Annotated in this window: 10 protein-coding genes; 1 reads left to right on the forward strand and 9 read right to left on the reverse strand. The window is 33.1% G+C overall.

From position 1 onward, the window contains the following. Window positions 1-126: 126 nt before the first annotated feature. From glpT to rpmH, 9 genes are all read right to left on the reverse strand, one after another. Window positions 127-1485 carry a glycerol-3-phosphate transporter gene (gene glpT / locus KA883_RS06885; RefSeq protein ID WP_046207164.1) on the reverse strand — a complete coding sequence of 453 codons (1359 nt, stop codon included), beginning with the start codon at window positions 1483-1485 and terminating at the stop codon, window positions 127-129. 239 nt (window positions 1486-1724) lie between these two features. Beyond that, complete coding sequence (locus KA883_RS06890; RefSeq protein WP_210139924.1) at window positions 1725-2291, reverse strand: helix-turn-helix transcriptional regulator; 567 nt, start codon at window positions 2289-2291, stop codon at window positions 1725-1727. Between the two features lie 268 nt (window positions 2292-2559). Further along, window positions 2560-4020: a carbon starvation CstA family protein gene (locus tag KA883_RS06895; protein WP_046207166.1), complete on the reverse strand. Its 1461-nt coding sequence runs from the start codon at window positions 4018-4020 to the stop codon at window positions 2560-2562. A gap of 261 nt (window positions 4021-4281) precedes the next feature. Beyond that, a complete protein-coding gene (locus KA883_RS06900) occupies window positions 4282-5118 on the reverse strand; it encodes a ParB/RepB/Spo0J family partition protein (protein WP_046207167.1) in 837 nt (278 codons plus the stop codon). 35 nt (window positions 5119-5153) lie between these two features. Further along, the gene (gene rsmG / locus KA883_RS06905) at window positions 5154-5879 is read right to left on the reverse strand and encodes a 16S rRNA (guanine(527)-N(7))-methyltransferase RsmG (protein WP_210139925.1); all 726 of its coding nucleotides are present in this window, start codon (window positions 5877-5879) and stop codon (window positions 5154-5156) included. Between the two features lies 1 nt (window position 5880). Beyond that, a complete protein-coding gene (gene mnmG / locus KA883_RS06910; RefSeq protein ID WP_210139926.1) occupies window positions 5881-7758 on the reverse strand; it encodes a tRNA uridine-5-carboxymethylaminomethyl(34) synthesis enzyme MnmG in 1878 nt (625 codons plus the stop codon). Window positions 7759-7774: 16 nt separating this feature from the next. After that, on the reverse strand, window positions 7775-9154 hold the full coding sequence (gene mnmE / locus KA883_RS06915) for a tRNA uridine-5-carboxymethylaminomethyl(34) synthesis GTPase MnmE (RefSeq protein ID WP_210139932.1): 1380 nt from the start codon (window positions 9152-9154) through the stop codon (window positions 7775-7777). Between the two features lie 160 nt (window positions 9155-9314). Next, the gene (gene rnpA, locus KA883_RS06920) at window positions 9315-9662 is read right to left on the reverse strand and encodes a ribonuclease P protein component (protein ID WP_046207171.1); all 348 of its coding nucleotides are present in this window, start codon (window positions 9660-9662) and stop codon (window positions 9315-9317) included. A 145-nt stretch (window positions 9663-9807) separates the two neighbouring features. Next, the gene (rpmH, locus tag KA883_RS06925; RefSeq protein ID WP_000240855.1) at window positions 9808-9945 is read right to left on the reverse strand and encodes a 50S ribosomal protein L34; all 138 of its coding nucleotides are present in this window, start codon (window positions 9943-9945) and stop codon (window positions 9808-9810) included. Between the two features lie 721 nt (window positions 9946-10666). On the opposite strand from rpmH, the gene dnaA reads away from it, so the two are divergent. Further along, window positions 10667-12034, forward strand: coding sequence for a chromosomal replication initiator protein DnaA (gene dnaA / locus KA883_RS06930; RefSeq protein ID WP_046207172.1), 1368 nt, complete (start codon window positions 10667-10669; stop codon window positions 12032-12034). Window positions 12035-12042: the final 8 nt, after the last annotated feature.

Here is a 12042-nt window from a genome sequence, read left to right on the forward strand (position 1 = left end):
GCTTACATGAACAACTAACCGTTACACGAATAATTTCTAAAATGATTTTCGTTTATAAAAATAGGCGCGACTATGAAGTCAATATCACTCAGTTGACCTCACACTCGCGCCATATATTGCTTATTTTTAATGTACTTGTTCTTGTCCTCGTTTATTCCAAGTTAAAATAAAACTTAGCATCGCTAAAATACTAATAATGGTTAATAAAACAAAACCAAAATCCCATCCAAAATGTTGTACGACAAAACCTAAAACAATGTTTGCCATCACAGCTCCAAATAAGTAACCAAATAAGCCTGTTAGACCGGCAGCTGTTCCTGCTGCCTTTTTAGGTACATAATCTAAAGCTTGTAAACCAATTAACATCACTGGTCCATAGATTAAAAATCCTATTGCAATTAATGATAAATTATCTAACCATGCATGACCTGGTGGATTCAACCAATAAATCAATACAAAGATTGTAACGCCTAGCATAAAGAAGAAACCTGCTGGACCACGACGCCCTTTAAATACTTTATCGGAAATATAGCCACACAATAGTGTTCCTGGAATGCCAGCCCATTCATAAAGGAAATAAGCCCACCCTGATTCGTTTAAATTAAATTGTTTTTCTTCACTTAAATAAGTAGGTGCCCAATCTAGTACACCATAACGTACAAAATAGACAAAAATATTAGCAAAGGCGATCGCCCACACCCACTTGTTATTTAATACATATTTAAACAATATCTCTTTTGTTGTTAACTCTGTTTCAAGTGTTTCATGCGTCGTCGTTGAATAATCTTTGTTAAAACGTTCAATAGGTGGTAAGCCTTGTGATTGAGGAGTATCTCTGATCAAAAAATATGCAATAATTGCAATAACAATCGCCAATAACCCTGGATAAATAAAAACGCCTTCAAACCCTCTTAAATAACCAAAATTATAAAGCGCAGTCATAGAAATGCCCCATGTTGCAATCGGTGCCATTAGACCTCCTCCAACATTATGCGCTACGTTCCAAATAGACGTTTTACTACCACGCTCACTTACACTAAACCAATGTACGAGTACACGACCTGATGGCGGCCATCCCATACCTTGAAACCATCCATTTAGAAATAACATAATAAACATGATTGTAATACTAGAAGTAAAGAATGGTACGAATCCTAGCAATAAATTAACAGTTGCTGTCAGTAACAAACCTAATGTTAAAAATACACGTGCATTACTGCGATCACTTACGGTGCCCATTACAAATTTACTAAAACCATAAGCGATTGAAATCGCTGAAAGTGCGATACCAAGTTCCCCTTTACTGAAACCATCTTCAATTAAAGAAGGCATCGCTAATGAAAAGTTTTTTCTCAACAAATAGTAACCTGCATAACCGATAAAAATACCTAAAAAAACCTGTAATCGTAATTTTTTATATGTATCATCTACCTTGTCAGATGGTAAAGGATCCACATGCTTTGCCGGTTTTAAAAAACGAAACATACAATCACCCCTAAATTAGCAATCATTTTTCTTAATATTTTATTTACAAATTATTTACTTAATATTAATATTTCCCGGGTGGTAAAGCAATACTATTATTAAAATTTGAATATTATTCTATAAGAAATAATATTTGCTCATGCGTAGTGTATACGATTGAAAAAATCATATATTTAATAAATAAAACACCTCGTAGTTATAATAAATCTTTAACTACAAGGCGTTACGAAAAATAACTATTACAATACATCAAAAAAATACATACTTAATAGCACAAGTATTATAAATAACCCAACACAAAGTATAAAACTATACATAAAAGTTACGGTATTACGTAATTTACTACTATAGATATCATTAGGGGCTTTTCCATGCATAAAAGCAACTATCCTATCATACGTTTGTATTCTATACGATTTTTTTAATGATTCTACTTTAAATGATGAAATAATCATTGTCGCTAAAAGTATAGTTTCAGCTATAATCCATAATGGCGTCCAATAGTAGAGGGTTGGACCTGCTAAGATTGCGGATAATAACATAGGCCAAATCATTAAATGACTCCATAAATTAAATTTGCTCTGTTTTAACTTTTGTTCCATAATCTCTATGTCTCCTTTAACTAAGTTATCTAAAGAAACTTGAAACAAAGAACTAAGCATTAACAAATTATGTATATCTGGATAACTTTTATCATTTTCCCAATTTGAAATTGTTTGTCGTAAAACATACAATTTTGCGGCTAAATCTTCTTGTGATAAATGATCGCGCTGTCTAAAAAATTTAATTTGATTACCTATGTTCATTTGCCAAGCTCCTTTAACTTGAGACTATAGTGTGTTTCTAATTTAGACTACCAAATTATATTGACATACGCACATTTAATTATGTAAAAACTTTTTGTTATGCTGCTATTACAGCATTTATTAGACATCCCTTAGTCTTACATAAAACAAGAGTAAGACCGCAACTAAATTATGTTTTAATTACGTATCTTACTCTCATTATTGTCATTCATCTTTAACTCGCTTTTATCACTGATTTTAAAAATCAGCATCCATCATCGTTTTATACTTACGTCACAGTTTGTTGTTGTTGATACGGTATAGGATGATCTAATTCAAATGAAGCACCTGCAGTAATTTTTTTATATTGATAAGTAAAGTAACCAATCCATAAAATTGTGAATACAAAGGCGAGAATATAACTTAAATTAAGATCCAAACCTAAACCTATCTTCTGACTTAAAATATAAGTGAAAATATTCCAAGTCATAAAGACTGCCGGAATTGCTGCCACCCAAAAATTCTTTTTCGCAATAAGTAAGTACATTGCACCTACCCATAAGGCGACGACAGCTGTAGTTTGATTTGCCCAAGAGAAATAGCGCCATAAAATAGTAAAATCTACCTGAGTCAAACCAAAGCTTACGATAAATAATGGTGCGGCTACAATCACTCGTTTTAACATACTACGCTGACCATAATTTAAATAATCAGCTATAATCATACGTGCACTACGGAAAGAAGTATCACCGCTGGTAATTGGTAAGATGATAACACCCAGTACTGCAATCGTTCCAAACACAGAACCTAATAATAGATGTGATGCTTCACTTACAACAAGTGCGGCTTCACCACGTGCTAAAACATCATTTAATCCACTATATCCATTAAATAAACTCATGCCTGCAGCAGCCCAAATCATAGCTATAATACCTTCAGCAATCATCATGCCGTAGAATATAAAGCGACCATTTTTCTCTTTGTTTGTCGTTCTCGAAATAATAGGCGTTTGTGTAGCATGAAAACCAGATAAAGCACCACAAGTAATTGTAAAAAATAGTAGTGGAAATATGGGAGCACCGTCTGGATGCATATTTTTCAAATTAATTTCAGGTATCGGTGCACCTGTTTGAATAAGACGGAAACCTATACCTACTGCGCTAATGAGTAATAATGCACCGAAAATTGGATAAATGCGTCCAATGATTTTGTCTATAGGTAAAATTGTAGACAAAATATAATAAACAAAAATCACAAAGATAATGATACCTAATGCAATGCGACCATCTAATAAATTATGTAGTAACAACGCTGGACTTGTCACAAAAACTGTACCAGTAAGCAATAATAATAAAATTGAGAAGATATTTACAAAGTGTTTCATGACCTGACCTAAAAATTTACCAGCAAGCTCCGGTAAGTGTGCCCCTTTGTTTCTAATTGAAATCATTCCAGTCAAATAATCATGCACTGCACCTGCAAAAATACATCCCACAACAATCCATATAAATGCTACTGGTCCATATAATGCGCCCATAATCGGTCCAAAAATCGGACCTACACCTGCAATGTTCAATAGCTGAATGAGTGAATTTGATGACGTCTTCATAGGTAAATAATCAACATTGTCACGTTGATTATATGCCGGCGTTGGCCTATCTTGTTTCGTTCCGAACATTTTATCAATATACTTCCCATAAGTGAAATAACCTATAACTAATAATATAATAGATACAATAAACGTTACCATTTTAAATCCCCCTTTAATATGTAAGCGTTTTCTTAATTTAATCACATATTTTATTATTCTACAATCCTACAAACGTTTTTTTATTTATTTATTTTTAATTTTTAGGGAATATAAAATAAATAATACTTTTAAAATAATCTTTGTATTTAAATGATAACTAATTCATAAATATTTATAATAAATAAAAAAAGTACAACCTCATTTAAATTAAAACGAAGTTGTACTTTTTGCGGAGGTCATATGTTTAATTAACCTCAAATGTTATTTTTTATAAAGTTTAATTTTGATTTCATAATAATCATCATGGTCTTTCGCTTGATGTTCAAACTTGATGCCACTTTTTTCAAGTTCTTCTAAACTTTTGCCTACCGCTTCACGTGCATCTGTTAAGTCTTTTTCAAATGCAAAACTTTGCGCTTTCACTTTTTCAGGGCCAACTTTTTGTTTTACTCTTGCTTCAGTTTGTTTCACATTTAACTTTTGGCTTATAATCGTTTCCACTAATGTTTCTTGATCTTCATCTGATAAACTTAGCATCGCACGTGCGTGACGTTCTGTAACTTTGCCTTCACGCAAACGTTCTATCACTTTAGGCGCTAATTTTAGTAATCTCAATTTATTTGCTATAAAACTTTGACTTTTACCTACACTTTTAGCTAATTCACTTTGTGTCGTATCGCCTAGTTCTAAAAGTTTCTTATAAGCTTCTGCCTCTTCAACAACAGATAAATTTTCACGTTGAATATTTTCTATTAAAGCTACCACTGCAGTTTCTTCATCGCCTAAATCTCTGATAATGACATCTGCGTATGTCTTATTCAACGATTGTAAGGCTCTAAATCTACGCTCTCCAGCAATAATTTCAAACATATCCTCTTCTATAGGACGCACTACAATCGGTTGTAACAATCCATGCTCATCTATTGATTCTGCGAGTTCTTTAATCTTATTTGGCTCAAATACTTGTCTTGGTTGATAACGATTTGGCACAATACGTTCAGTATGAATAGATTCAACACTATTATGATCCTCTTCAATATAACCAACAATGTCATCTTTATTTTTCAAACCAAATAATTTAGAAAAAGGTTTCTTCATATTTTATGCGCTCCCTCTAAATTAGTTGTATTAAATCACTTTTCTTTTTCAAGTAATGGAGACTTATTGGGCATTCCTGGTTTTCTTGGATATTTCTTTGGTGTCTCGCTTCTCTTATCTATCTTGATTATTTGCCTTTCACCAGCATCTTCTGGTAATTCATATGAAATGACATCCTGAAGTTTACCACCGAGGACTCCTATACCAAAACGCGCTTCTTCCAATTCTTCTTCGCCTTTAGCTGATTTTAAAGCAATGAATTGTCCACCCTTTTTAACTAACGGTAAACACAATTCGCTTAATATGGAAAGTCTAGCAACTGCACGTGCAGTTACAATATCATAAGACGCCCTGTAGTCTCCCTTCCCGTATATTTCTGCGCGATCATGTACAAAACTCACATTTTCTAAATCTAATGCTTCTGCTAACTGATTTAAAAAATGGATACGTTTATTTAATGAATCTACAATTGTAACTTTTAAATTAGGATAAATAATTTTTAATGGAATACTTGGAAAACCAGCACCAGCACCAATATCACAAATTGTTTGCGCTTGTGTCAAATCCGTATAAAAACTGAGTGCAATCGAATCATAAAAATGTTTCAAATACACCTCATGTTCTTCAGTAATGCTTGTTAAATTCATTTTTTCATTCCATTCAACGAGCATTTGAAAATACGTTTGAAATTGATGTTGTTGATTCTCTGTAAGTTCGATACCTTGTGTGCTGAGTTGCTCAGTTAACCATTTTACACTCATCTTAACTTTCCACCCTTTGTATTTTACCTTGTTCTAGGAACACTAATAAGATCGAAATATCTGCTGGATTCACACCTGAAATCCGAGATGCTTGCGCAATATTTAACGGTTTAACTTCCGCTAATTTCTCGCGTGCTTCAGTCGCTAAACTATCGACTTTACTATAATCTAAGTCTTCTGGAATTTTCTTTTCTTCCATACGTTTTACTTTTTCAACTTGTTGTAACGACTTATTGATATAGCCTTCATATTTTGTCTGAATCTCAACTTGTTCTGCTACATCACTTGGTAATTGGTTTTCTTCTTCTAAAATTTCTAGAATTAAGTTATACGTCATTTCAGGTCTACGCAATAATTCCAAAGCTAATATACCATCTTTCAAACGAGAACCGCCTTGCGCTTCAATAATTTCTTGTACGCGTTCGTGAGGTTTTATTCTAATTTCATTTAAGCGTGCTTGCTCATCTTTTATCATTTGACGTTTTTCATTGAAACGTGCATAACGTTCTTCAGAAATCATACCTAATTTATAACCTAAATCTGTTAATCGTAAATCTGCATTGTCATGTCTTAATAATAAACGATATTCTGCACGAGATGTTAATAAACGGTATGGTTCATTTGTACCTTTTGTTATAAGGTCATCTATTAAGACACCAATATAAGCATCTGAACGACTTAAGATGACTTCTTCTTCGCCTAATACTCTTGACGCTGCGTTAATTCCAGCCATGATGCCTTGTCCTGCCGCTTCTTCATAGCCAGAAGTTCCGTTGATTTGTCCTGCAGTATATAGATTTTTAATTTTTTTAGTTTCTAGTGTTGGCCACAATTGTGTTGGTACAAGCGCATCATATTCAATGGCATATCCTGCACGCATCATATCCGCTTTTTCTAAGCCTGGGATTGTTTCTAACATCTGACGTTGAACATGTTCAGGTAAGCTTGTTGATAGTCCTTGTACATATACTTCATTAGTATTTCTACCTTCTGGTTCTAAGAAAAGTTGGTGTCTAGGTTTATCATTGAATCTTACAAATTTATCTTCAATTGATGGGCAATATCTAGGTCCTGTACCTTTAATCATACCGGAGTACATCGCAGATAAATGTAGATTGTCATCTATAACTTGGTGTGTTTCTCCATTCGTATATGTTAACCAACAAGGTAGCTGATCTAAAATATATTCCGTTGTTTCAAAACTAAACGCTCTACCAACATCGTCACCTGGTTGTATTTCTGTTTTAGAATAATCAATCGTTTTGGCGTTAACACGTGGTGGTGTACCTGTTTTGAATCTCACTACTTCAAATCCAAGATTTCTAAGATTATCAGCTAGTGAAATAGATGGTAATTGATGGTTTGGACCACTTGAATATTTCATATTACCTAAAATGATTTCGCCACGTAAAAATGTACCGGTTGTAATAATGACTGCATCTGCCCAGTATTCTGTACCAATGTTCGTACGTACACCTTTGATAACTTCATCTTCAATGATTAAGTCATCTACCATGCCTTGCATAATTTCAAGGTTTTCTTCATCTTCAATGACTTGTTTCATTTCTTGTTGATAAAGTACTTTATCTGCTTGTGCGCGAAGTGCTCTGACTGCTGGTCCTTTACCAGTATTTAACATACGCATTTGGATATGTGTTTTATCGATTGTTTTTGCCATTTGGCCACCTAATGCGTCTATTTCACGAACTACTATACCTTTAGCCGGGCCACCAACTGATGGGTTACATGGCATAAATGCAATATTATCTAAATTTATTGTTAACATTAACGTTTTGGCACCACGTCTTGCTGAAGCAAGTCCAGCTTCTATACCAGCATGTCCGGCTCCAATTACTATTACATCATATTCTTGAGCCATATTTTTTTCCTCCCTTTTATTTCCCTAGACAGAATTGACTAAATAACTGATTTATCAATTCTTCACTTGCGGATTCTCCGATAATTTCACCTAAAATTTCCCAAGTTCTCGTTAAGTCTATTTGAACCATATCCATTGGCACACCAGCTTCTGCAGCATCTATAGCGTCTTGAATTGAATTTCTCGCCTGTTTTAACAATGAAATATGTCTTGAATTCGATACATATGTCATATCCTGATTTTGGACATCTCCTGCAAAGAACAAATCTCTAATTTGTATCTCTAACTGATCAATACCTTCTTGTTTTAGCATTGATGTTTGAATGATTGGCATATCTCCAACCATTTCTTTAACTTCTGAAATATCTAATCGTTTGTCTAAATCCATCTTGTTAATTATGACAATGGCATCTTCGTTTTTAATAACTTCATATAGCTTGCGATCTTCTTCTGTTAAAGGTTCGTCATAATTTAACACAAACAAGATTAAATCCGCTTCACCTAAAGCTTTGCGTGAACGCTCTACACCAATACGCTCAACGATATCTTCTGTTTCACGTATGCCAGCAGTATCTACTAACCTTAAAGGTACACCGCGGACGTTTACATACTCTTCTAAAGTATCTCGAGTCGTACCAGGTACCTCTGTTACAATCGCCTTGTTGTCTTGGATCAGGTTATTTAGCATGGATGACTTACCAACATTAGGCTTACCAACTATGACCGTTGCCAAACCTTCTCTCATTATCTTCCCTTGTGTACCTGTATCTAATAACTTATTAATTTCTGACTTAATTTGATTCGATTTTTCTAATAATACTTCTGTTGTGGCATCTTCCACATCATCATATTCTGGATAATCTATATTAACTTCTACTTGTGCAAGGATTTCGAGAATGGATTGTCGCTGTCGCTTAATCATATCACTTAAACGACCTTCAATTTGATTCATTGCAACTTTAGATGCACGATCGGTTTTAGAACGAATAAAATCCATCACCGCTTCGGCTTGAGATAAATCAATACGCCCATTTAAAAACGCACGTTTTGTATATTCACCAGGATCTGCCATTCTAGCACCGTGTGTCATCGTCAACTCTAATACCCTGTTGATGGTTAAAATACCACCATGACAATTAATTTCAACGATATCTTCTCTAGTAAATGTTTTCGGTGCACGTAAGACAGACACCATTACTTCTTCGACCACTTCATTTGTCTCAGGGTCAACAATATGTCCATAATTTATTGTATGAGAAGGTACATGTTCTAATGGTTCCTTCCCTCTATATAATTTGTCTGCAATATTTACTGCGTCAACACCTGACAAACGTACAATACCGATAGCACCTTCACCCATAGGTGTGGATATACTCGTTATCGTATCTAAATCCATCATCCATCTCGCCTCCTTTTATTCTAAAATTTATCATTATAATATTGTAAATAGTTTTGGATTAAAAAGCTAACATCTTGTTTAAAAAATATAAGAAGTTGGCCTAAGGGTTGTCTGAGGTAAGACTGACGTAAGTCTTAAATATTCAATCTCCCCTACCCTATTTAATTCGTTTATTAAAAACTTTAGCGATTTTTAAAACATGTTCTAAACTTGCTTGGATTTGAAGAGTATCCATATCTTTAGCTGGCTGTCTAGCTATGACAATAATTTCCATTGGTAATATATTTTGCTTATGCACCTTGAAGCTTTCACGAATAGCACGCTTAATTTTATTTCTAACAACAGCATTACCTAATTTTTTAGAAACACTAATACCCAGTCTAAAGTGTTCTAGTTCTTTATTAGGTTTCGTATAGACTACAAATTGACGATTTGCTACTGATTTTCCTTTTTTGTATATAAATTGAAAATCACTGTTCTTTTTAATTCGGTATGCTTTCTCCACGAAACATCACTCGCTTATCTTTTCATTACATTCATTATTATATATCAAGCCATAACATGTATTGAATTTTTAATAATAACAATAATTTTGCTATTAATTTACGTTATTTTAAACCAAAAAAAAGACCACTGATGAGTCAGTGATCTTATGCTGATAATACCTTACGGCCTTTACGACGACGACGCGCTAAAACTTTACGACCGTTTTTTGTGCTCATGCGTTTTCTGAAACCATGAACTTTACTATGTTTACGTTTATTTGGTTGATAAGTACGTTTTACCATGCAAAAACACCTCCATCTGTATTCGGTTATCTAATTATTATAATAGATAAATTAATATAAGCTTTTTGCTTCAAGTCTTGATTTAATATTATTAATTTCTAGTCATAATTCAAGCAACTACTACAATATAACAAAATCTTTTTTATAAAGCAAGCATCAATTTCAAGCATATTTTCATCTTGCTAATAATACAAATCAGCACTTGATACTTTAAAACTGTATTGATAAATACATCTATTAATATAGTAGATTCACCTTAGCATATAAATATTTTTCGCTTCAAATCTATCGATTTTTCAATTATACAAATTTCATACACTTTTATAAATTATTTCCCAAAACCACAAATTGGTTATTTTTTGATATACTATTCATTCTTGTAAGTTATCCACTTATTCACAGATATACACGCTTGTTTTGTGGATAATATTCCATCTATACACAGGTTTATTGACGATTTAACAACATATTCACATCCATTTGACAGAGGTGTTTGTTAAAAAGTATAATTGTGTGGATAAGTTATCTAAATATTGATAAATAAGGGATTAATTTATAAAAATATATCCTAAATGGTTGTGTGTAACTTATAATTCACTGTGAGTTATCCACTGAATGTGTGTAACTTGTGGATAATTATTAACAACTTGTGATTATGTTTATTCACACATGTTATTTCTGTGTATAACTTTTAAAATATAGAAAGTTGGAGTTTGCTATTATGTCAGAACAAGAAATTTGGGAAAACGTTTTAACTTTAGCTCAAGAAAAAGTCAGCTATCCTAGCTATCAAACTTTTTTGAAAGATACAAAACTTTATTCGTTGCAAAATGATGAAGCTATTGTAGTCATTGACGATCCCTTTGTAGCTAATTGGTTAAAGACACATTATGTTGAAATCGTACAATCTGCATTATATGAAGCTATTGGTCATGAAATTACGCCAGTATTTTACTCTGAAGATGAATTAGAAAGTTTAAAATCTGAAAAAAAGCAAGATGCTAATCAGAGTACTGATGAAAAAGAGATAGATCTTGATACAGTGGATGTAGCAAAAATGGGTGATGAACAATTCAATATTAATAATACATTTGAAACATTCGTCATCGGCCCTGGAAACAGATTCCCACATGCTGCAAGTTTAGCTGTAGCTGAAGCACCAGCCCAAGCATATAACCCATTATTTATATATGGTGGTGTGGGATTAGGTAAAACCCATCTAATGCATGCTATTGGCCATTATGTATTAGATAATAATCCAGATGCCAAAGTAATCTATACATCTAGTGAAAAATTTACTAATGAATTCATTAAATCTATCCGAGACAATAAAACTGAACGTTTTAGAGAAAAATATCGTAATATCGATGTGCTCTTAATAGATGATATACAATTTATTCAAAACAAAGAGCAAACTCAAGAAGAATTTTTCCACACATTTAATGATTTACATCAAGCGAATAAACAAATTGTTATTTCTAGTGATAGACCACCTAAAGAAATTGCTAAATTAGAAGACAGATTACGTTCTCGCTTTGAATGGGGATTAATAGTAGACATTACTCCACCGGATTACGAAACAAGAATGGCAATTTTACAGAAAAAAATTGGTGAAGAAAATATAAATATTCCTACTGAAGCCCTGACGTATATCGCTAATCAAATACAATCTAATATACGTGAACTTGAAGGTGCACTTAATCGCGTATTAGCCTTTTCAAAATTACAAGGACAACCGATCACAACTGAATTAACAGCAGCTGCGCTAAAAGATATCATCCAAGCACCTAAATCTAAAAAAATTACTATACAAGATATCCAAAAAGTTGTTGGAGAATACTATAGTGTGAGAATAGAAGACTTTAGTGCCAAAAAACGTACAAAATCAATTGCATATCCACGTCAAATTGCAATGTATTTATCACGAGAATTAACCGACTTCTCACTACCTAAAATCGGGGAAGAGTTTGGTGGACGTGATCATACTACTGTTATTCATGCACATGAAAAAATTGTGAAGGATATCAATAATGATCCGACATTTAAACAAGAAGTCGAAAATCTTGAAAAAGAAATTAGAAACCAATAAAACAATCT

It is taken from the genome of Staphylococcus sp. GDY8P54P, assembly GCF_017892645.1.
Lineage (GTDB): Bacteria > Bacillota > Bacilli > Staphylococcales > Staphylococcaceae > Staphylococcus > Staphylococcus ureilyticus.

What these genes read in the sequence shown, in the direction of transcription:
- KA883_RS06895 (WP_046207166.1), bottom strand. Translation starts at nt 4,020, where the DNA reads ATGGTAACGTTTATTGTATCTATTATATTATTAGTTATAGGTTATTTC.
- rsmG (WP_210139925.1), bottom strand. Translation starts at nt 5,879, where the DNA reads ATGAGTGTAAAATGGTTAACTGAGCAACTCAGCACACAAGGTATCGAA.
- rpmH (WP_000240855.1), bottom strand. Translation starts at nt 9,945, where the DNA reads ATGGTAAAACGTACTTATCAACCAAATAAACGTAAACATAGTAAAGTT.
- glpT (WP_046207164.1), bottom strand. Translation starts at nt 1,485, where the DNA reads ATGTTTCGTTTTTTAAAACCGGCAAAGCATGTGGATCCTTTACCATCT.
- KA883_RS06900 (WP_046207167.1), bottom strand. Translation starts at nt 5,118, where the DNA reads ATGAAGAAACCTTTTTCTAAATTATTTGGTTTGAAAAATAAAGATGAC.
- KA883_RS06890 (WP_210139924.1), bottom strand. Translation starts at nt 2,291, where the DNA reads ATGAACATAGGTAATCAAATTAAATTTTTTAGACAGCGCGATCATTTA.
- mnmG (WP_210139926.1), bottom strand. Translation starts at nt 7,758, where the DNA reads ATGGCTCAAGAATATGATGTAATAGTAATTGGAGCCGGACATGCTGGT.
- dnaA (WP_046207172.1), top strand. Translation starts at nt 10,667, where the DNA reads ATGTCAGAACAAGAAATTTGGGAAAACGTTTTAACTTTAGCTCAAGAA.
- mnmE (WP_210139932.1), bottom strand. Translation starts at nt 9,154, where the DNA reads ATGGATTTAGATACGATAACGAGTATATCCACACCTATGGGTGAAGGT.